Raw genomic sequence first — 19,699 nt, 5'->3', positions numbered from 1 at the left:
AATGGCGGTGACCGGGCCCTCGGTGGTCCCACCCGCGGTGACCGGGCTCTCGGCGGTCCCGTCGCCGAGGCTCGGGCGCACGGCACTCGGCCCTCCGAAGTGCCCGGCACCGACGCTCGGGCCTGCGGCGATCGAGCCGGTGGTCCGGCACTCGGTGACCGGATCCCCGGCGCCACCGGCGATCGGGCCCGCCGTGACCGGCTCTCCGACGGGCCCGCCGCCGGCGCTCGGGCCTGCGGCGATCGAGCCGGTGGTCCGGCACTCGGTGACCGGATCCCCGGCGCCACCGGCGACCGAACCCGCGGTGACCGGACCTCCGGCGGGTCGGCTGCCCGCGTTCGGGCCCACGGCGATCGGGCCTCCAGCGCTCCCGTCCTCGGCGATCGAGCAGGTCATCCCGTCCTCGGGGAACGAGCAGGTCATCCCGTTCGCGGCGATCGAGCCGGTTGTCCCGCCCCCGGTGACCGGGCCCCCGGCGGCCCCGTCGTCGGGAGCGCCGTACCCGGGCCGCTGCCGGTCATCGACTGTCTGGTCACCCGGCACACGGGTCTGCCCCGTGACCGTATGGGGAACCGTCTGAGCCGCTCGGGCCGGTCGCTGATCATCGACGCGGTGCGGGTCGTGCACGGTCTCGACGTCACGGCCGGGGACCTCGCCCGGGACGCCGACAAGCGGTGGAGCCTGCCGGAGTTGGGGCTGTCCGTCTCGGTGGCGCACTGCGGGCGGTACAGCGCCGTCGCGCTCGGCGCGGCGGGCCCGGTCGGTGTAGACCTCCAGGACGAGCGGGACCGGCCGGCCGCCATGCGGTGGCTCGGCGAGCTGCTCGGCCTGGCCGCGCCCGCCACCATCCGCGACTTCACCGAGTGCGAGGCGCTCATCAAGGCCTCGCACGTGACCAAGGAGACCTTCGCAGGAGTCCGGCTGCCGGCCTGGCGGCCGGGCTGGCGGGCCACCAACGTCCCGCCGTACCACGTCCGTTCGGCCCGCCTCGCCCCCGACCTGCACCTCGCCCTCGTCACCGGCCGGCCGGCGCCCGTGCGCTGGTGGTGGCGGCCCGGCCGCGCCGCCCCGGCCACCCCCACCGACGCCCTGACCCTGGAGGCGGCATGACAGCGACAGCGACAAGGACGCGGGGGACCTACACCCGCCGTATCTCGCAGATCGAGCGCGGCTATCTCAACGCGGCGGCGACCGGCACCCCGCAGCTGATCCAGATGGTCGTCGAGGGCGAGGGCCGTATCGACCCGGCCGCCCTGCGGCAGGCGGTGCGGACCGCCACGCTCGCCGCCCCCGGTCTCGCGGTGCGCCGCAGGGCCGCGGCCTGGCGCGCCGACGGCCCCCTCCCGCCGGTCGTCGAGCTGCCGGACACGGCGGCGGACGACGGCTTCGACGCCCCGTTCTTCCACCGCGACCTCGACGTCGTGACCGGACCGGTCTGCGAGGTCGGCCTCGCGACGGGGCCGGTGACCCGGCTCGTGGTGCGGGCCAGCCACATCGTCACCGACGGCCGCGGACTGCGGCAGTGGATCGCCGACGTGTTCCGGGCACTGCGCGGCGAGGAGCCGCTGGGCGCGGACTCGACCGCCGACGACACCCACTTCCGCACGGCGGCCGGGCCGGTGGCCCCCGCCGAGCCGCCGGCCCGCATCCCCGGCCTGCCCGCCGTCCTCGGTCACGGGCCGGCCGCCGCCGGCCGTCCGCTGTGGCTGCGGCGCCGGGTGCCGGCCTGCCCGTCCGCGGTCACCGCCCGGGTGGCCGCCGCGCTCTCCCGCCACCTGGCCGGCGACACCGGCCGGCTGATCGTCCCCGTGGACCTGCGCCGGCACGACCCCGCGGTGCGCTCCACCGCCAACCTGACCTCCCAGCTGGTGCTCGACCTCAGCCGGGACGACGACTGGCGGGCCCTGCACGGCCGGATCGTGCGCGCCCTGCTCGCCAAGCGCGAAGTGGCCGCCCTCAGCCGGGACTTCCTGCGCCAGAACCCCTTCGCCAACACCCTGCGCGAGGCACGCGAACTGGACGGCACCCGCTTCCCCTGTACGGCGATCATCACCGACCACGGCCGGATCGACACCGACGAACTGCGCACGGACGACTTCCGTCCCACCGGGTTCGCCACGCTGCCGATGCTCGTGCCCTACGCCGAGATGTTCCTGAGCGCCTGCCGCACGGGCGACGAGACCGAACTGACCCTGTCCTGCCGCGACCGCGCCGGCGCCCGTGAGGCGGCCGGGCGGGTCCTCGACGGCATCGCACAGGCGCTCACCACGGCGGACTGAACCACCTGTCTCCACCTGTCTCCACCTGTCTCCACCCGCCTCCCCCCGTCGACCTCCCAAGGATGCGCCCCATGTCCCTGACCGACCGGCACACCGGCGAGGAGGCTCGTCCCGAGCCCTCGCCCCCCGCCGCCGCACCCGCCGGGCCCTCCGGCCCCACCGCCGTGACCATCGCCGCGGCCATCACCGGCGGCTTCCTCGCGCTGCTCGACACCACCATCGTCAACGTGTCCCTGGAGGACACCACCGCCCGCTTCGGCGCCATCAGCCAGGTCCAGTGGGTGGTGACGACCTATCTGATCGCCCTGGCGGCGCTGATGCCGGCCACCGGCTGGCTCGCCACCCGCTTCGGCGTCAAACGGGTCTTCGCCGGCGCGACCACGCTGTTCGCGCTCGGCTCGGCGGCCTGCGCGCTCAGCCAGAGCCTGCCCGAACTCGTCGTGGCGCGCGGGGTGTCCGGGGCGGCGGCCGGCGTGCTCACGCCGGTGTCCACGATCCTGCTCACCAGCGGCGTACCGCGCGAGCAGCTGGGCCGCGTGCAGGCGCTGAACGGCAGCGTGATGCTGATCAGCCCGCTGCTGGGCCCGACGGTCGGCGGGCTCCTGGTCGAGGCCGGCGGCTGGTGGGCGGTGTACGCCGTCAACGTACCCCTGTGCGCCGCGCTGCTGGCCGTCACCGTGCGGTTCGTCCGCGGTGACCGCCCGGCCGGCCGGGAGGCCAAGCCGCTGGACGTGACCGGGCTCGTCTCCTCCGCGGCCTGCACGGTCAGCACCGTCCTGGCGATCCACGCCTTCTCCGGCGCCGGGCTGCACGCGCGGGCGTCGCTGCTGGTGCCGCTCGTGGTCGCGGCGGCGAGCGGCGCGGTGTTCGTGGTGCGCCAGCTGCGCGCCCGCTTCCCGCTGCTGGACCTGCGGCTGTTCAGCCACCGCGTCTACCGCACGGCCGCCTTGAACATCTTCTGCCTGGGCTTCGTCCTGTACTCGCCGATGATGCTGATCCCGCTGTACTTCGAGTCCGCGCGCGGTGAGAGCGCCGTCAGGACGGGTCTGCTGATGTCCACGGGCGGCATCGGCGTGGTCTCGGCGGCCTGGCTGTGCCGGGTGCTGATGAAGCGGTTGGGCGGGGGCGGGACGGTCGTCGTCGGCATCTCGCTCACCATGCTGGCCACCGTGCCGCTGACCCGGCTGTCCGACGGCACTTCCTACACGCTGCTGTGCGCGAGCCTGGCGGTGCGCGGGCTGGGCACCGGGCTGACCATCGTCCCGGCCATGACCAGGGCGTTCCAGTCGATCCGGCCGCAGTCCATCCCGGACGCCTCCTCCCAGCTCAACCTGATCCAGCGGATCGGCGGCGCCGTGGCCCTGGCCGCGGTGACGGTGGTGCTGGAGACGGCGGCCCGGCAGCGGCACGGGCTGGTGCCCGGCGCCTTCGCGCACTCCTTCGGCTGGCTCCTAGGGGTCTACGCCCTCACGCTGCTCCCCGCCCTGGCGCTGCTCGCGGCGGACCGCCGGGAAGCCCGCCGGGACGGGGACGAGGAGGGGGAGTGACGGCGCGGCGCACGCACCGGCGCACGCACCGGCGCACGAAACGGCGCACGGCGCGGCACGGCCACGGGCGGCGGTAGGGCCCCGGCGACCGGGGATCGCGCGGGGCGCCCGCGCCGCCCGTGCCGCCCGTGCCGCCCACCCGCCCGTGTCGCCCACCCGCCCGTGCCGCCCGCGGCACCCGCACCGCCCCCCGTCACCGTGACGAGGGCAGCCAGCCGTCCTGGACGGCGTGGACGCCGGCCTCGAAGCGGCTGCGGGCGTCCAGGCGCTCCATCAGGTTGGCGGCGATCCGCCGGGCCGTGCGCGGCGAGACGCCGAGCCGCTTGGCGATGGCCTCGTCGGTGTAGCCCTGGGCGAGCATCTTCAGTACCGCGCGCTCCTGCGGGGGCATGTCCTTCGCGTCGCACTTGGGGACGGTGCCCAGCGGGACCGCCGTCTGCCACACGCTCTCGAAGAGCGCGCACAGCGCCGCCACCGTCCCGGCGCCGCGCAGCACCACGCCGCCGGCCCGGGCGTCGGAGGTGTCGATGGGGAGCACCGCCTGGCTCCGGTCGAAGATGATCATGCGGATGGGCAGGTCGGGCACCGTGCGGACCTGCCCGCCGTGCTGGTGCAGCCAGCTGACGTGCTCCAGCGTGGGCGCGTGGTTGCGCACGCTGTCGAGGTAGACGGTCCGCATCCGGACCCCGCGGCCCAGCAGGTCGGCGTTGGGCTCCCGGCTGGCCGCCAGGTCCTCGGCCGAGTGCGCGCCGCCCGGCGCGAACGTGGTCACCTCGGTCTGCGCGGCCCTGGCCAGTTCGGCCAGCCGCTCCCGGATCGCGTCCGGTCCGATCAGCTGCTCGGAGGCGTGGTCGAGGGCGCGCGGGCGCAGCGCCGAGCACTCCGCGATCAGCTGGGCCGCCGCCGCCCGGGAGGCCTCCACCCGCATCTGCTGGGCCGCCAGTTCCGCTTGCTGCCGGGCGAGCAGCACCTCCATCGCGGTCTCCGGGCCGATCGCCCGGAACCCTATGCCGTCCGCGGCCGTGCCGCTCCCTTCTCTCGCGGAGGGCTGTATCAGGGCCAGCTCGCTGAGCCGGTCCAGCCCTCTTCGCACCTGTTCCTCCGTCAGACCCAGCCGTGCCGCCAACGCGGTCACACCGTCACCGGGGTTGGTCAGCATCCCCCGGTAGATGGCTTCGGCAACGGCATCGAGTCCCAGAACGTCCAGCATCTGTGATCCCCCTGGCCAGCATCAAACTCACCGAGTTCGAAACTTAGTGCCCCTGAGCTTACTGACGTTGAACTCCTGTGGCCCCTGTGGCGACACCGAGGCCGGTTCCGGCCAAGTTGACGATAATTCAACTCGGGGCGCGCACGGGCGGGGCGGACGGACGCGGGAACGCCTATGCCGCTCGCGCGGGGGTCACCGGCTCGGGTACCGACCGGACGGTCGTTGCCTGTTGAATCTTCTGGGGTTCGGTTTCGGCCCGCCGCGCCGGCCGGCGCCCGCCCCCGCATCCGCGTCAATTTATGGCCGCCCGGCGGGATCCGGCGCGTGACGCTTTGTGCCATGGCATAAACCGTCCAACGCGCGTCGCTCCCGCACTCAATTCACACCCCGAAGAATGAGGGCATGTATCTCATCCACGTGCGCCTGAAGGGTCCCGGCGGCACCGCCGTGCGGCCCGACCTGGCCACGATCATCACGTCCTGCGCCGGGAAAGCGGACGGCCTCGAGCACGTCACCGTCCACCCGGGCGCCCAAGGGGACGTCACGCTGGGGCTTTTCCTGCTCGCCGACCGTCTCGCCGCCGCCGAGGAGAGCGCCGCGCGGCTCACCGAGCGGGCCGTCGCCGGCCACCCCGCCCTGCGCGGATTCCGGGTCGTCACGGCCGAGGCGGTCCTGGTTCCCGGACCCTGGTGGGACTCCTGAGGCCGGTGCGTCGCCGCAGGTCGCGGTGGACGCCTTAGGACAGTGCAGGTTCCGTCCAGCCCTTTTCCGTTCCCTCCCGGCCCGCCGGCCGAGCAGAGTAGGGGCATCGGCGGAAACGAGAGCAGCCGCCGCCGGTCCCGGGGAATTCCCCGGGAAACGACCACCTTGCCGAAGGAGAAATTCCGTGCTGGCCACCCGTGTCTCCAAGATCGTCGCCTCTGTTGTTCTCGCCGCCGGTGGAATGACCCTTTCGGCGGCCGTCTGGAACGATGTCGAGCGCATTCCGGGAGCCGTCGAGGCCGAGCCGGCCAACCGCATCGGCATCACCGCCGGCGACAGCACCGACGACGTCACCTGGGGAAAGTGACCACCCCGCCGGAACCGTGCTGAACGACCACGCACATCGGGGGACGAAGAAATGGAATTCCTGGTCCTGGGTTCACTGGAGATACGCGAGTCGGGGGAACCGGTCCGCGTCCGGGGCATGCGCCAGCAGAAGCTCCTGGCACTGCTGCTCCTCCACGCCAACCGGGTGGTCCCGATGGACGTGCTGGTGGACGAGCTGTGGGAGGACCCGCCGCCCTCGGCGCGCCCCCAGGTCCACAACGCCATCCGCGACCTGCGCCGCGTCCTGTCCGCGGCGGACGGCACCAGCCTGGTCACGATGGACGTCGGATACCGGCTGATGGTCCCGGACGACGCCGTCGACGCCCACCGCTTCGTCCGGCGCGTGCGCGCCGCCGGGACGGCCGAGCGGGAGGGCCGCTGCGCCGAGGCGCTGCGCGTCCTGCAGTCGGCGGTGGACCTCTGGCGCGGCGACGCCTTCGCGGGCATCCACTGCCCCTCGGTCACCTCCGCCGCGGTGAAGCTCAACGAGCAGCGCCTCACCGCCCTGGAGGACCTCATGTCGCTGCGCCTGCGGGCCGGCGAGACCAGCTCCCTGGTCGGCGAACTGCACGCCCTGCTCGCCGACTACCCGCTGCGGGACTCGCTGCGCGGCAGCCTGATGCTCGCCCTGTTCCGCAGCGGACGCCAGGCCGACGCCCTCGCGGTCTACGAAGAGGGCCGGCGCTTCCTCGCCGAGGAACTCGGCCTGGAACCCAGCCGCCATCTGCGCGCCCTGCACGCGGAGATCCTCGCCGACTCGCCCGCGGCCCGCGGCCCCGCCCAGGCCGGCCCCGGCGCACGCCGCGCGCACACCCCGCCCGCGGACGGCGCCGCACCCCCGGCGGACGCACCGCCCCCGCCGGCGCGCACCCCCGGCAACCACCGCCACTACCTGCCGCACGACCTGACCGACTTCACCGGCCGCACCGCCGAGGTGGACTCGCTGCTGGCCCTGGCCGGACAGGAGCCGGACGCCGACGCCTCGCCCCTGATGATCGCGATCGACGGCATGGGCGGGGTCGGCAAGACGACGCTCGCCGTGCGGGTGGCCCACCGCGTCGCCCGGCACTACCCGGACGGGCAGTACTTCATCGGCCTGCACGGCTACAGCGCCGACCGGCCGCCGCTGCCGCCCGAGCAGGCGCTGGCCACCCTGCTCCAGGCGAGCGGCCTGCCCTGGGAGGCGATCCCGCGCACCCTGGAGGAGCGCAGCGCGCTGTGGCGCTCCCGGCTCGCGGGCGAGCGCTGCCTGGTGGTCCTGGACGACGCGGCGGACACCGCGCAGGTCGCCCCGCTGCTGCCGGGCACCGGCGGAGCGCTGGTCCTGGTGACCAGCCGGCGCAAGCTCAGCGCGCTGGACGGCGCGCTGCCGCTGTGGCTGGACGTGCTGCCGCCCGCGGACGCCGCCGCGCTCTTCACCCGTGTCGCCGGCGAGCAGCGCGCCGCCCGCGAGCCCGCGCAGGTGGCCAGGGCCGTCGAACTGTGCGGCCATCTGCCGCTGGCCATCCGGATCGCCGCGACCCGGCTGCGCTCCCGCCCCGCGTGGGCGGTCGCGGACCTCGTCGACCGGCTGGCGGGCACCCCGCGGCGGGCGAGCTGCCTGCGGACCGCCGACCGGGACCTGATGTCCGTGCTGCGCACGTCCTACCAGCACCTGAACCCCTCCCAGCGCCGGTTCAGCCGGCTGATCAGCCGCCACCCCTCCGTGTCGTACGACGTCGACCACGCCGCCGCCGTCACGGGCCTGCCGGCCGGGGACGTGGAGCGGTACTTCGACGTGCTGGTCGAGAACAACCTCATCCGCGAGGACACCCCCGCCCGCTTCTCCTTCCACACCCTGATCCGCGACTGCACCCGCGACCTGCTGGCCGACGGCCCGGAGCCCGCCCCGGCCTGACGCGGCCGGTCGCGCGGCGGTCCCTACGGCCGGGCGAGCCCCGACTTCAGTCCGGAGCCGCACAGCGGCACCACCGCCGACCGGCCGCCCAGGGCGCCCCCGCGCACCGCCGCCCAGCAGGCCACGCCCGTCGACTCGACGTACAGCCCGCGCGAGGCCAGGTCCAGCTGGGCGTGGCGGATCCCGTCCTCGGTGACGGTCAGGAAGGTGCCGCCCGAGTCCCGTACCGCGCGCAGGATCTGACGGGCCCTGGGCGGGCGCGCGATGGCGATGCCCTCGGCGTGGGTGGGGGAGACGGTGGCCGTCCCGGTCAGGTCCTCGGCGCCCTCCTCCCAGGCCCGGGCGAGCGGGGCGACGGCCGCCGCCTGCACCGCCCACAGCGCCGGGCGCCGGTCCAGCAGGCCGGATCCGTACAGCTCGGCCACCGCCAGCGCGGCGCCCAGCAGCAGCGTGCCGTTGCCCACCGGCAGCACGAGCACGTCCGGAAGGCGCCCGCCGAGGTCCTCCCACAGCTCGTGGACGTAGGTCTTGGTGCCGTGCAGGAAGAACGGGTTGTAGACGTGCGAGGCGTAGAACGTCTCCGGCTCGTCGGCCGCCCGGCGCGCGGCCCGGCCCGCGGCCTCCCGGTCGCCGTCGACCACCTCCACGCGGGCGCCGTGCGCCTCGATCTGCTCCAGCTTCTTCGCGGAGGTGCCGAACGGCACGAACACCGTGCAGGGCAGCCGTGCGCGGGCGCAGTACGCGGCGATCGAGGTGCCCGCGTTGCCGCTGCTGTCCACGACCACCCGGCGCGGCCCGGCCCGCAGCGCGAGCTCGGCGAGCAGCACCGCCCCGCGGTCCTTGAACGACAGCGTCGGCATCAGGTAGTCCAGCTTCGCCGAGACCCCCTCCGTCAGCTCCACCAGCGGGGTGCGGCCCTCGCCGAGGGAGACGGTGGGCGACGACAGCGGCAGCGTCTCCGCGTACCGCCACAGGGAGTTCACGCGTCCGGTGAGGGACTTCAGCGGCGCCGGCGTGGGCGCGAAGTCGAGGTCGAGGGGGCCGTGACAGGACGGGCAGCACCAGGCGAGCGAGTCACCGGGGATACGCACGCCGTCGATGGGGCAGTAGCGGTCCGGCAGAGGTGTCATGTGCGCAGGTTAAGCGCCGCACGCCGGGCGGTCCGCGCGCGACTCCCGGACGCACCCGGTGGCCTGAGCCCCCGTCACACCGGTGCCTCTCCCGGCGGTGCCTGTCCCGGCGGTGCCTGTCCCGGCGGTGCCTCGTCGGCCGGCACCGTACCGGCCGCGTCCCCGGCCCGGCGCAAGGGGGCGTGCGCAAGGGGGCGTACGCGAGGGGTCCCGCGCACGACGTCCGGCGCGCGGCGTCCGGGGCGCGCCGCCGGTCACGCCCGGTGCCGGACCGCCGGTCACGGGACGCGAGGCTCTGGGGCGGGCCGCCGGCCGCCGGGGCCGGGGGGCAGGGGCCGGGCCCGTGCGGGGGCGGGCGGACGACAGGTGTGACGGGCGTCATAGTGGGGAGAAACCGCTGGGCAGGGCGGTCCCAAACGCGAGTCATCACATCGAGTGATTCTCTGGCCTTTGCTTGCAAGTACAACCGACGGTTGCCACGCTGTTGCTGTCTGTACAGCCTGATGGGAGCGGCCAGTGACTTTCGGTGAGCAGCCGGCCTACCTGCGCGTCGCGGGTGATCTCCGCAAGAAGATCGTCGACGGTCTGCTGCCCCCGCACACCCGCTTGCCCTCCCAGGCCAGGATCCGCGAGGAGTACGGCGTCTCGGACACCGTCGCCCTGGAGGCCCGCAAGGTCCTGATGGCCGAGGGTCTGGTCGAGGGCCGCTCGGGCTCGGGGACGTACGTCCGCGAGCGTCCCGTCCCGCGCCGGGTCGCCCGGTCCGGCTACCGCCCGGCCGGCGGGGCCACGCCCTTCCGCCAGGAGCAGGCGGACGCCGGCGCGCGCGGCACCTGGGAGTCGGGCAGCCGCCAGACCGAGGCGAGCGGCGCGATCGCCGAGCGGCTCGCCATCCAGCCCGGCGACCGCGTGATGTGCACCAAGTACGTGTTCCGCGAGGGCGGGGACGCCATGATGCTCTCCACCTCCTGGGAGCCCCTCGCGGTCACCGGCCGCACGCCGGTCATGCTCCCCGAGGAGGGCCCGCTCGGCGGCATGGGGGTCGTGGAGCGCATGCGCGCCATCGACGTGGTCGTCGACAACGTCACCGAGGAGGTCGGCGCCCGGCCCGGCCTCGCCGAGGAGCTGCTGGCCCTGGGCGGTGTGCCCGGGCACGTCGTCCTGGTCGTCCAGCGCACCTTCTACGCCTCCGGCCGTCCGGTCGAGACGGCCGACGTGGTGATCCCCGCCGACCGCTTCCGGGTCGCGTACCACCTGCCGGTGAAGTGACGGGGCCGCGGCCGCCACGGGGGTGGTGACGCCCGGGTGGTGTGCGCCCCCGGCCCCCTCCGCACCGCCGCACGCCCGGCCGGCGACCCGGCCGGGCGTGGCCGGGCGCTGAATTCCGGCCGTTTCCGCAGGTTGCCCCCGTCGTCCTCCCTGCCCCGCTGAGCGGACGCGGCCATGCCCACACACGGCGCGTTCGTCTGCGTGCGCCCCCTGCGTACTGGCCGGTTGCCTACCTCTTTGTGAAAAGCCGTATTCGCTGAGTGAAGGTTGGGCGTAGGCTCGGGCATATGCGGACTGCGGTTTCCCCGGCGGCGGGTTCCGGCGCGGGGACCGGACGCGAACGGCGGCCAGGGGCGGGAAGGGGCAGTGGGGCGCGATGAACGACAGCACGATCACTCTTCCCTGGCTCGTCGTCCGGCAGGACGACAACGGCAACCGCTACCGCGTCGGCCGGTACGCCACCCGCGCCGAGGCGCAGAAGATCGCCGACAGCCTCGACAGCCGCGGCCACAAGCAGCTCTACTGGGTCGAACGCATCGGCCAGAACGGCACCGCGGTGGGCGACGACGACTGAGCGGGCACACGGCCGGTGCCGCCGGCCCGGTGCCCCAGGCCCGGCGACTTCCGCCGGGCTGTCCGGCCCGGCGACCTGGCCCCGGCTGCCCCGCCCCGGCCCCCGGCTGCCCCGCCCCGGCCCCCGGCTGCCCCGCCCCGGCCCCCGGCTGCCCCGCCCCGGCCCCCGGCTGCCCCGGTCCGGCGTCCCGCCCCGGCCCGGCGACTTCGGCCCGGCTGCCCCGGCCCCCGGCGACCTGGCTCCGGCTGCCCCGGTCCGGCGTCCCGCCCGGCACCGCGGGTCGGCCTCCCCCTCCGGCGTCCCGCCCCGGTCCCGTAGGCTCCGGCGCATGAGCGAACGGATCGTGGTGGTGGGCGCCGCCCTGCTCGACGACGGCCGCCTGCTCGCCGCGCGCCGCAGCGCGCCCCCGGAGCTGGCCGGCCGCTGGGAGCTGCCGGGCGGCAAGGTGGAGCCCGGCGAGCGCCCCGAGGCCGCCCTCGTCCGCGAGTTGCGCGAGGAACTCGGCGTGGACGCCGAGGCCGTCGAGCGGGTCCCGGGCAGCTGGCCCCTGCGCCCGCCGTACGAACTCCAGGTGTGGACCGCCCGGCTGCGCCCCGGCTCCGCCGCCCCCGCACCCCTCGAGGACCACGACGAACTGCGCTGGCTGACCCCGGACCGCGTCTGGGACGTCCCCTGGCTCGACCAGGACGTGCCGGCCGTGCACCGGACCCTCGCCCACCTCGGGACGGCGGCGCCCGGGAGCGCGCCCGGCGCATAGACGGGGCACGCCGGACGCGCGCGGCGGCGCGGGTCGCAGTGCGCGCGGCAGGCGGGGCGGACGCCGGGGGCCGGTGCGCGGGACGCGTGCGGCCGTGCGCGGAACGACGGTTCTCTGGCGCTTCGTGCGCCGTTCGTGCCACAGTGCGCCGTCACGGGATGTACCGGCTCCATGGCGCGGTACCGCCCCCCGGATATCGGGTATGTGCCCATTAACCCCATGAAACCGGACATGGGTGGGCTCGCTGGCCTGGGAAGTGATCGGCGTGTTCGACACCGAAGGCGACTGCGCCGAGTGGCGTTTTCCCGCGGACCCCGAGGCGGTGCGCGCCGCCCGCTCCGCGGTCCGGAACCAGTTGCGCCAGTGGAACCTCGACGCGCTCGGCGACACCGCCGCCCTGCTCGTGAGCGAGCTGGTCACCAACTCCCTGCGATACGCCACCGGTCCCATCGGCGTACGCCTGATCCGCACGCCGGCGTTGCCCGAGGTCCTGCTGGTCGAGGTCTCCGACCCGCTCCCGGACCCGCCCCGCGAACGCCCCGCCCGCCCCGACGACGAGCGCGGCCGGGGTCTGCAGCTGGTCGCCTCCACCGCCCGCCGCTGGGGCACGCGGCCCGACTCGTCCGGCAAGACGGTGTGGTTCGAACTCGCGGTGCCGCGCTGAATCCGCCTGTACACGGCCCCGTGCGCTGTCGAGTGTCCGGAACGAGCCGGTGACGGTTGTCCCCCGGCGGGATTCGACGGGGTGTTGCCTGGTTAGAAGACAGGTTGTGTTGTCGCAGGCCGGACCGAAAAGCATCGGGATGGTCCTGTGATCGTGAACACCGTGTTGCGCGGCGCCGTAGTGCTGGATACTGCGGGCAGCCGCCCCCGGTGACCGGTGCCGGACGCGGTGAGCTGGAGGGGACGGTTCGCGTGAGCGAGATACCAGCGAAGGCCACGGAGTCCGAGGACCCGTCGGACGGCGCGAGGACGGGGTCCGCGGGCGGCGGTGCCGCGCAGGGGGCGCCCACGGACGCGATGTGGCAGAGCAGTCCGCCCGGTTCCATGTACGACTACATCAAGGTCGCCTCCTTCTCCATCGGCGCCGACGGCCACGTCGACCAGTGGAGCCTGCGCGCCGAGCGGCTGTTCGGCATCCCCGCCTCCCGCGCGGTCGGCATGGACCCCATCGAGGCCTTCGTCGACCCCGACCTGCGCGAGCGCGGCCAGCGCAAGATGGCCGAGATCCTCGACGGGCGGGAGTGGACCGGCGTGGTCCCCTTCCGGGTCCCCGACGACGAGCGGGACGCGGAGGGCGAACGGCCGCTCGCCGACGAGGGACTCGCCGAGGTGTACGTCATGCCGACGCGGACCGCGGAGGGCGAGAAGGCCGCCGTCTGCACCGTCGTCGACGTCCGCACCCTGCGCCGCATCGAAACCGATCTGGCCGCATCGCAGGCCATTTTCGGACAATCCCCGTTCGGTTTCCTGCTCATCGACACCGACCTGAGGATCCGCCGCGCCAACGAGCGGTTCGCCTCCATCTTCGGCGGCACCCCGGACGACCACCGCGGCAAGGGGGTGCACGACTATCTGCCGCGCGGCGAGGCGGAACGGGTCGCCGCGACCCTGCGCCGCGTCCTGGACACCGGCGAGTCGATCACCGACATGCACATCACCGGCTTCGTGCCGGGCTCCGACGAACGCCGCCACTGGTCCGTCAACCTCTACCGGGTGAACAGCGGCAGCGGCCGGCCCATCGGCATCGCCTGGCTCGGCACCGACATCACCGCCCGCCGCGCCGCCGCCCGCGAGGCCGCCGCCGCGCGGCGCAATCTCGCCCTGCTCAACGAGGCCGGCGCCCGCATCGGCAACTCGCTGGACCTGGAGACCACCGCCCGCGAACTCCTCGACGTGGTGGTGCCCGGCTTCTGCGACCTCGCCACCGTCGACCTCTACCAGGGCCTGCTGGCCGGCGACGAGACCCCGCCCGGACTGGCCGACGGCAGCGCCGAACTGCGGCGGGTCGCCTTCGCCAGCGCGGTCTCCGACGCGCCGTTCAGCGGCGCCGGCGCCCCCGTGGGGCTCGGCGCCGTCCACCACTACCCCTTCAACTCGCCCTGCGCGGACGCCCTGCGCACCGCCCGCCCGCAGACCGTGGCCGGCGAGGAGGGGGGCCTGGTGCAGTCCACGCTGGCCGTGCCGATGGTCGCCCACGACACGGTCGTGGGGCTCGCGCAGTTCGCGCGGACCAAGGGCAGCGAGCCGTTCGGCGAGCGCGACCGGGACCTCGCCGTCGAACTCGCCGCCCGCGCCGCCGTGTGCATCGACAACGCCCGCCTGTACCGGCGCGAGCACGAACGCGCCCTGATCCTCCAGCGGTCCCTGCTCCCGCCCGGCGACCCGGAGGCGTCCGGACTCGACATCGCCTGCCGCTACCTGCCCGGCAACGCGGCCACCGGGCGGCCCAGCGAGGTCGGCGGCGACTGGTTCGACGTCATCGAACTCCCCGGCCACCGCACCGCGCTGGTCGTCGGCGACGTGATGGGCCGCGGCCTGCGCGCCGCCGTCGCCATGGGCGAACTGCGCACCGCCGTACGCACCCTGGCCCTGCTGGACCTGGAACCGGCGGAAGTGCTCTCCCAGTTGGACGAGATCGCCCGCGGCCTCGGCGCGCCCGGGGGCGTCCAGCAGGCGACGCGCGCCGCCCGCCGCCCCCGCGAGGCCGATCTCTCCGAGGTGTACCTGGCCACCTGCGTCTACGCCGTCTACGACTCGGTCACCCGGCGGTGCACCTTCGCCAACGCCGGCCATCTGCCGCCGGTCCTGGTCGAACCCGGTGAGCCCGCCCTCATGCTGGACGTGCCCCCGGGCATGCCGCTCGGCGTCGGCGGCGAGCCCTTCGAGGAGGTCGAGGTCGAGCTCCCCGAGGGCGCCCTGCTCGCGCTCTACACCGACGGCCTGGTCGAGTCCCGCGACCACCCCCTGGACGAGGGATTGCAGGCGTTCGTGGGCGCCCTCACCGACCCGGGCCGCCCCCTGGAGGACGTCTGCGACCACGTCCTCAACACCCTCGGCAGCCACCACGGCGAGGACGACATCGCGCTGCTGATGGCCCGTGTGCAGGGCCTGCCCGCCGACTCCGTCGGCGACTGGACCCTGCCGCGCGAGCCGCGCAGCGTCGGACGGGCCCGCGAGTACGCCCGCTCCCAGCTGCTCGCCTGGAACATGGAGCCGCTGGTCGACACCTCCGAACTCCTCGTCAGCGAACTGGTCACCAACGCCCTGCGCTACGGCGAGGGCGAGATAAGACTCCGGCTGCTGCTCGACCGGACCCTGGTGTGCGAGGTGTGGGACTCGGGCCTCGTCCAGCCGCGCCGCCGGCGCGCCCGCGACACGGACGAGGGCGGGCGCGGGCTCCAGCTCGTCGGCCTGCTCAGCGCCGCCTGGGGCTCCCGGCGCACCCCGCGCGGCAAGACGGTGTGGTTCGAACTCCCCCTGCCCGACGGCCAGAACGGCCTCACGGACCCGGCGGAGGCCCTGCTCAGCCTGTTCTGACCGCAACCGCGGCACCGCCCTTGATCGTCCCTCCCGCCGAGCGACCGCACGCGGAAGGGGCACACATGCACGCGGACGACCACGAGCCGGCTCCGCCCGCCGGCCCGAACCCGGAACCCCACGCGGCCCCCACGCCGGCCCCGGGCCGGGGCCGGGAGCCGCAGGCGGACGCCGGTCCGCGCGAGGAGCCCGGAGCCGACGTGGATCCGGACCCGCGCCCGGCCCCGGAGGCGAACCCGGCGCCCGACCCGGAACCCCACGCGGCCCCCACGCCGGCCCCACGCCCGGACCCGGATCCCGAGGCACGCCCCGACTCGAACCCGGACCCCGACCCACGCCCGGCCCCGGACCCCGACCCACGCCCGGACCCGGACCCCGACCCGCGCCCGGACCCGTCCGCCGGAGGCAGGTCCGGCCCGGGCCGGGAGGGGAAGCGGCGGGGGCTTCGGATGGTCCGGCGGGGGGTGCTGGCCGTCGTGCTCGCGCTGCTCGTGCCGCTCCTCGCCGCCGAGACCGCCCTGCGGGTGAACTACACGGGCGACCCCGCGGCCGGCACGCACACCAGGAACCAGGACGCCATGTGGCTCGGCCACGCCTGGGTGGACGGCCGGAAGACGGACGCCGACGTCGCGGCGCTCGCCCGGCGGCTGCGCGGCACCGGCATCCGCGACCTGTACGTGCACGCGGGCCCGCTCGAGCACGACGGCACCCTGCCCGCGTCGGCCTACGCGCACGCCCGCCGGACGATCGCCGCCGTGCACCGCGCCGTGCCCGGCACCCGCGTCCAGGCCTGGCTGGGCGACAAGCTGGCCACCGAGAGCCCCGACGGACTGCGCCTGGAGCGCGCGCGGACCCGGGCGAACGTGGTGAGGTCCACCCGCGAGATCCTGGCCGCCGGCTTCGACGGCGCCCACTTCGACCTGGAGCCGCTGCACTCCGGCGACGGGAACTACCTCGCCCTCCTGGACGACCTGCGCGAGGTCACCCGCGCACACCACGTCCCGCTGTCGGTCGCCGCCCACCAGATCGACCCGCTGCCGGCCTTCCACACCGTGTGGGGCACCCTCACCAACCACCCCAAGTGGTGGTCGCAGGCCTACTTCGGCCAGGTGGCCCGGCGCGTCGACCAGATCGCCGTGATGTCGTACGACACCATGCAGCCGCTGCGGAGCCTGTACGGCGGCTACGTCGCCCAGCAGACCTCCCTCGCCCTGGAGACCACCCCGCCCACCACCCACCTGCTGATGGGCCTGCCCTTCTACCACGAGAACCGCTTCGGCCACTGGGCGCACGCCGAGACGGTCCCCGCCGCCGTCCGCGGGGTGCGCCTCGGCCTGTCCCGCACCGACGCGCACCGCGCCCGCTTCGGCGTCGCCCTGTACGTCGACTTCGCCGCGACGGAGGACGACTGGACGGCCTACCGGGAGGACTGGGTACGCACGGACTGACGGACGGGACCGGCGGGAGGGACGGAACCGATGGGACGGACGTGACGGACGTGACCGACGTGACCGACGGGACCGACGTCACCGACAGGACGGACGTGACCACCCGCACCTCCATCGGCGCTCAGGCGCGAAGGAGACGGGGCGCGCGGTGACCCCGCCTCACGTCCGCCGTTCCGCGGGACGCACGGCCCGGTAGTACAGGTCCAGGCACATGAGCAGTTCGGTCCGTTCCACGCCCGGCAGGGTTCTGATCTCGGAGTCGATCAGTCGCATGACGTCCTGGGCGTCGCGGCAGACGGCCTCGGCGAAGATGTCGAAGCGGCCGGCGCAGGCCACGACATAGGTGATGGACGGGATCTTGGTGAGGAGCTGGGCGAGGGCTTCGACGCCTTGGCCCGGGCGGCTGCGGATGGCCACCCAGACCTGCGTCTCGAAGCCGAGGCTGCGCGGGTTGGCGATGGCGGTGATGCGCAGGACGCGGTCGCCGAGCATGCGGGTGACGCGCTTGCGGACCTGGGACTCGGAGATGCCCACCGTCTCCGCGATGCCCTGGAAGGGCAGCCGGCCGTCCAGGCTGAGTTCCCCGATGATCTGCCGGTCGGTGGCGTCGAGCGATGCGGCCTGCGTGCTGTCGCCTTCCTCCGTCCGCTCCGGCGCCGCCTTGTCCTGGGCGACGTCCCAGGCCGGTTCCTGGTAGTGGAGCTGGAGGTAGGGGAAGACCTCGGCCGATCCGACGCCCGGTGTCCGGGTCAGGGTGTCGTGGACGACGGTCAGCAGTTCCGCCGTGTCACGGCACAGCACCTCCACGAGCGCGTCGTAACGGCCCGTGGTGATGACGGCGTAGTCGACGGCGGGCAGCTCCGCGAGGGAGTTCATCAGCGGTTTGACGGCCTGTCCGCCGTCGAAGCCGAGGCCGACCAGGGCCATCACCGGAAAGCCGAGGAGGCCGGGGTCGGCGACCGCCGTGATCTGGATGACGTTCTCGTCGAGGAGCTGGTTGACCTTGCGGCGGACCGTCTTCTCCGGTACGCCCAGGTCGCGGGCCATGCCGGCGAAGGACCGGCGTCCGTCCGCCTGGAGGAGGCGGATGAGCCGGCGGTCGAGTTCGGTGAGCCGCGAGTCCACCTCGTCCTGGTCGGGCAGCGGCAGCGAGCCGTCGAGAAAGCTGGAGACGAGGTGGGAGGGGCCGCGCATGGCAGTCATCGTATCGGCGCGGCTTCGTGGACGAGGCGCCCGGCGAGATACACCTCGTCGACGCGGACGTCGAGCAGTTCGTCCGTCGAGCAGGCGAAGGGGTCGCGGTCCAGGACGATGACGTCCGCGTGCTTGCCCGCCTCCAGAGAGCCGTAGCTGTCGCCCTCGCCGAGGGCCCGGGCGGCGTTGATGGTGTGCATGCGCAGCGCCTCGGCGAGGGTGATCTCCTGGTCGGCGTCGAGGATCTCGCCCAGGAACGACCGGCGGCGCAGGGTGCACCAGATGCTGAAGAACGGGTTCGTCGCGCGCTCCTCGGAGCCGATCCAGACGTCCGAGCTGCCGGTGATCGGCCAGCCCTCGTCCAGCAGGCGCCGGAACGGGAAGCGGCCCAGCCGGCCGTAGTCGCCGAGGTAGGCGGGGAAGAAGTCGCCGAAGGTGTAGAGGAAGACCGGCTGCGGGACGGGGATGATGCCCGCCTTGCGCCACAGTGCGGTCGCCGCCGGGTCCGGAAGGAAGTTGCCGGCGTGCTCGACGCGGGGAGCGGGGACTCCGGCGGGGGCGCCGCCCGCGGCGGCGACGGCCTCGCAGACCTCTTCCTGGGCGCGGTCGCCGTTGGCGTGGACGGCGAGCTGGAGGCCGGCCTCCGCGGTACGGCGCAGCGCCTCACCGATCTGATCGGGGCTCAGGGCCACTTCGCCGCAGTGGTGGTGGCCGGCGTGGTCGTCGTTGACGTAGGGCTGCTTGACGGCGGCGCTGGCGGCGGAGTAGCCGCCGTCGGCGAACATCTTGACGCCGTGGACGCGCAGCAGCTCCTCGGGAGCCTTGAGGTCCAGCCACTCGCGGTGGGTGCACGCCTCGTCCAGGGATACCGTGCCGGGGGCCCAGAGATAGATGCGCAATCGGGCGCCCAGCTCGCCGTCCTGGTGCAGGCGGTCCATGGCCCGCAGTCCGTCCACCGATTCGGAGATCTCGCCGATGGTGGTCACTCCGTGGGCCGTGAACAGCTCGCGCACCCCGCGCTCGATGGCGTGGTGCAGCGCGTCGCCGGAGAGCCGGGGGAGCGGCAGCAGGTTGTCCATCTCCTTGACGACGCCGGTGGGTTCCCCGGAGTCGTCCCGCAGGACCGTGGGCAGTCCGGTGATGCTGTATTCGGCCTCGCGGTAGTCGCGGTCGATGCCGGCCAGCTCCAGGCCGCGGCTGTTGAGGACGGTGATGTGGCCCCCGGCGCGTACGGCGATGGCCACCTCCGTGCTGACCGAGTCGAGCTCGGCGCGGGTCGGCAGGCGCTTGTCGGTGAGCTTCTGGTCGAAGAAGAGGTTGGCCTGGCCGACCAGCCAGCCGTCGACCGCCTCGTCGAGGTGTGCGCGGAGGGTGGCGAGGACGTCGGCGACGGAGCCGCAGCGCGGTGCCCGGCAGTCGACGGTCTGGTAGTGCGTACGGGCGGCGACCTCCATATGGGCGTGCACGTCGACGAAGCCCGGCATGACGGGACGGTTGCCGACGTCGTGCACCCGGGTGCCGGGGCCGGTGTGGGCGCCGGCGTCCTCCTTGGGGCCGGTGGCGACGACGACCCCGTCCCGTACGGCGACGAAGCCGGGGCCCACCGGCTCGCCCTCGGCCATCCGGATCAGCTTGTCCGAGATCAGGACGAGGTCCGCGGTGCCCTCGCTCATGTACGCCTCCTCGATGGTCCGCCCGACGGGGGCTTTCGTTGAAGCGGGAACGTAATCGGGCGCTCCGCCGCATGTCAATGACTAATTCGACC

16 protein-coding genes and 1 pseudogene are annotated in these 19,699 nt (G+C 74.4%); 12 read left to right on the top strand and 5 right to left on the bottom strand.

All coding sequences use genetic code 11. The features are described 5' to 3' along the window. Window positions 1–423, bottom strand: a pseudogene (locus ACI2LW_RS00970) (hypothetical protein); the annotation flags it as partial. A gap of 141 nt (window positions 424–564) precedes the next feature. Between ACI2LW_RS00970 and ACI2LW_RS00965 the strand changes: the two are divergent. The 3 genes from ACI2LW_RS00965 to ACI2LW_RS00955 all read left to right on the top strand — a co-directional run bounded on the left by ACI2LW_RS00965 (window position 565) and on the right by ACI2LW_RS00955 (window position 3,826). Continuing rightward, window positions 565–1,110 carry a hypothetical protein gene (locus tag ACI2LW_RS00965; protein ID WP_404728982.1) on the top strand — a complete coding sequence of 182 codons (546 nt, stop codon included), beginning with the start codon at window positions 565–567 and terminating at the stop codon, window positions 1,108–1,110. Beyond that, window positions 1,107–2,279, top strand: a complete 1,173-nt coding sequence (locus ACI2LW_RS00960) for a hypothetical protein (protein ID WP_404728981.1) — start codon at window positions 1,107–1,109, stop codon at window positions 2,277–2,279. The genes ACI2LW_RS00965 and ACI2LW_RS00960 overlap by 4 nt, the downstream gene beginning before the upstream one ends. Window positions 2,280–2,350: 71 nt before the next feature. Next, a complete protein-coding gene (locus ACI2LW_RS00955) occupies window positions 2,351–3,826 on the top strand; it encodes a DHA2 family efflux MFS transporter permease subunit (RefSeq protein ID WP_404728980.1) in 1,476 nt (491 codons plus the stop codon). 193 nt (window positions 3,827–4,019) lie between these two features. Here the strand turns inward: ACI2LW_RS00955 and ACI2LW_RS00950 are convergent, their stop codons facing one another. After that, window positions 4,020–5,036, bottom strand: a complete 1,017-nt coding sequence (locus tag ACI2LW_RS00950) for a LuxR C-terminal-related transcriptional regulator (protein ID WP_404728979.1) — start codon at window positions 5,034–5,036, stop codon at window positions 4,020–4,022. A 402-nt stretch (window positions 5,037–5,438) separates the two neighbouring features. Here ACI2LW_RS00950 and ACI2LW_RS00945 point away from each other — a divergent pair, with 402 nt between their 5' ends. The 3 genes from ACI2LW_RS00945 to ACI2LW_RS00935 all read left to right on the top strand — a co-directional run bounded on the left by ACI2LW_RS00945 (window position 5,439) and on the right by ACI2LW_RS00935 (window position 8,022). Then, the gene (locus ACI2LW_RS00945) at window positions 5,439–5,738 is read left to right on the top strand and encodes a hypothetical protein (RefSeq protein WP_404728978.1); all 300 of its coding nucleotides are present in this window, start codon (window positions 5,439–5,441) and stop codon (window positions 5,736–5,738) included. A gap of 184 nt (window positions 5,739–5,922) precedes the next feature. Next, the gene (locus tag ACI2LW_RS00940) at window positions 5,923–6,105 is read left to right on the top strand and encodes a hypothetical protein (RefSeq protein WP_404728977.1); all 183 of its coding nucleotides are present in this window, start codon (window positions 5,923–5,925) and stop codon (window positions 6,103–6,105) included. 51 nt (window positions 6,106–6,156) lie between these two features. Next, a complete protein-coding gene (locus ACI2LW_RS00935; protein WP_404728976.1) occupies window positions 6,157–8,022 on the top strand; it encodes a BTAD domain-containing putative transcriptional regulator in 1,866 nt (621 codons plus the stop codon). A gap of 23 nt (window positions 8,023–8,045) precedes the next feature. Here ACI2LW_RS00935 and ACI2LW_RS00930 read toward each other — a convergent pair whose 3' ends face one another. Further along, window positions 8,046–9,152, bottom strand: coding sequence for a pyridoxal-phosphate dependent enzyme (locus ACI2LW_RS00930; RefSeq protein ID WP_404728975.1), 1,107 nt, complete (start codon window positions 9,150–9,152; stop codon window positions 8,046–8,048). 516 nt (window positions 9,153–9,668) lie between these two features. Between ACI2LW_RS00930 and ACI2LW_RS00925 the strand changes: the two genes are divergently transcribed. The 6 genes from ACI2LW_RS00925 to ACI2LW_RS00900 all read left to right on the top strand — a co-directional run bounded on the left by ACI2LW_RS00925 (window position 9,669) and on the right by ACI2LW_RS00900 (window position 16,740). Then, complete coding sequence (locus tag ACI2LW_RS00925) at window positions 9,669–10,421, top strand: GntR family transcriptional regulator (RefSeq protein ID WP_404728974.1); 753 nt, start codon at window positions 9,669–9,671, stop codon at window positions 10,419–10,421. A 376-nt stretch (window positions 10,422–10,797) separates the two neighbouring features. Further along, on the top strand, window positions 10,798–10,995 hold the full coding sequence (locus tag ACI2LW_RS00920) for an SPOR domain-containing protein (RefSeq protein WP_404728973.1): 198 nt from the start codon (window positions 10,798–10,800) through the stop codon (window positions 10,993–10,995). Window positions 10,996–11,323: 328 nt separating this feature from the next. Continuing rightward, window positions 11,324–11,752: a (deoxy)nucleoside triphosphate pyrophosphohydrolase gene (locus tag ACI2LW_RS00915; protein ID WP_404728972.1), complete on the top strand. Its 429-nt coding sequence runs from the start codon at window positions 11,324–11,326 to the stop codon at window positions 11,750–11,752. 235 nt (window positions 11,753–11,987) lie between these two features. Next, window positions 11,988–12,416: an ATP-binding protein gene (locus ACI2LW_RS00910; RefSeq protein ID WP_404728971.1), complete on the top strand. Its 429-nt coding sequence runs from the start codon at window positions 11,988–11,990 to the stop codon at window positions 12,414–12,416. A 251-nt stretch (window positions 12,417–12,667) separates the two neighbouring features. Then, window positions 12,668–15,292, top strand: coding sequence for a SpoIIE family protein phosphatase (locus ACI2LW_RS00905; RefSeq protein ID WP_404728970.1), 2,625 nt, complete (start codon window positions 12,668–12,670; stop codon window positions 15,290–15,292). Window positions 15,293–15,492: 200 nt separating this feature from the next. Continuing rightward, a complete protein-coding gene (locus ACI2LW_RS00900) occupies window positions 15,493–16,740 on the top strand; it encodes a hypothetical protein (RefSeq protein WP_404729484.1) in 1,248 nt (415 codons plus the stop codon). Window positions 16,741–16,899: 159 nt separating this feature from the next. On the opposite strand, the gene ACI2LW_RS00895 is transcribed toward ACI2LW_RS00900, so the two are convergent. Both ACI2LW_RS00895 and ACI2LW_RS00890 read right to left on the bottom strand, forming a co-directional pair. Further along, window positions 16,900–17,934 (bottom strand): Lrp/AsnC family transcriptional regulator, encoded by a 1,035-nt coding sequence (locus ACI2LW_RS00895; protein WP_404728969.1) that lies wholly within the window; start codon window positions 17,932–17,934, stop codon window positions 16,900–16,902. A 5-nt stretch (window positions 17,935–17,939) separates the two neighbouring features. Continuing rightward, a complete protein-coding gene (locus tag ACI2LW_RS00890) occupies window positions 17,940–19,607 on the bottom strand; it encodes an amidohydrolase (RefSeq protein WP_404728968.1) in 1,668 nt (555 codons plus the stop codon). Between the last annotated feature and the right edge of the window lie 92 nt (window positions 19,608–19,699).

Origin of the sequence: Streptomyces sp. NPDC004065 (assembly GCF_044903565.1) — a bacterium.
GTDB lineage: Bacteria > Actinomycetota > Actinomycetes > Streptomycetales > Streptomycetaceae > Streptomyces.
This window is presented reverse-complemented; position numbering and strand designations above follow the sequence as displayed.

Bases quoted from the DNA above. Each gene is read 5' to 3' on its own strand.
- ACI2LW_RS00915 (WP_404728972.1), top strand. From the start codon at position 11,324: ATGAGCGAACGGATCGTGGTGGTGGGCGCCGCCCTGCTCGACGACGGC.
- ACI2LW_RS00920 (WP_404728973.1), top strand. From the start codon at position 10,798: ATGAACGACAGCACGATCACTCTTCCCTGGCTCGTCGTCCGGCAGGAC.
- ACI2LW_RS00965 (WP_404728982.1), top strand. From the start codon at position 565: ATGGGGAACCGTCTGAGCCGCTCGGGCCGGTCGCTGATCATCGACGCG.
- ACI2LW_RS00935 (WP_404728976.1), top strand. From the start codon at position 6,157: ATGGAATTCCTGGTCCTGGGTTCACTGGAGATACGCGAGTCGGGGGAA.
- ACI2LW_RS00960 (WP_404728981.1), top strand. From the start codon at position 1,107: ATGACAGCGACAGCGACAAGGACGCGGGGGACCTACACCCGCCGTATC.
- ACI2LW_RS00950 (WP_404728979.1), bottom strand. From the start codon at position 5,036: ATGCTGGACGTTCTGGGACTCGATGCCGTTGCCGAAGCCATCTACCGG.
- ACI2LW_RS00930 (WP_404728975.1), bottom strand. From the start codon at position 9,152: ATGACACCTCTGCCGGACCGCTACTGCCCCATCGACGGCGTGCGTATC.
- ACI2LW_RS00890 (WP_404728968.1), bottom strand. From the start codon at position 19,607: ATGAGCGAGGGCACCGCGGACCTCGTCCTGATCTCGGACAAGCTGATC.
- ACI2LW_RS00955 (WP_404728980.1), top strand. From the start codon at position 2,351: ATGTCCCTGACCGACCGGCACACCGGCGAGGAGGCTCGTCCCGAGCCC.
- ACI2LW_RS00895 (WP_404728969.1), bottom strand. From the start codon at position 17,934: ATGCGCGGCCCCTCCCACCTCGTCTCCAGCTTTCTCGACGGCTCGCTG.
- ACI2LW_RS00945 (WP_404728978.1), top strand. From the start codon at position 5,439: ATGTATCTCATCCACGTGCGCCTGAAGGGTCCCGGCGGCACCGCCGTG.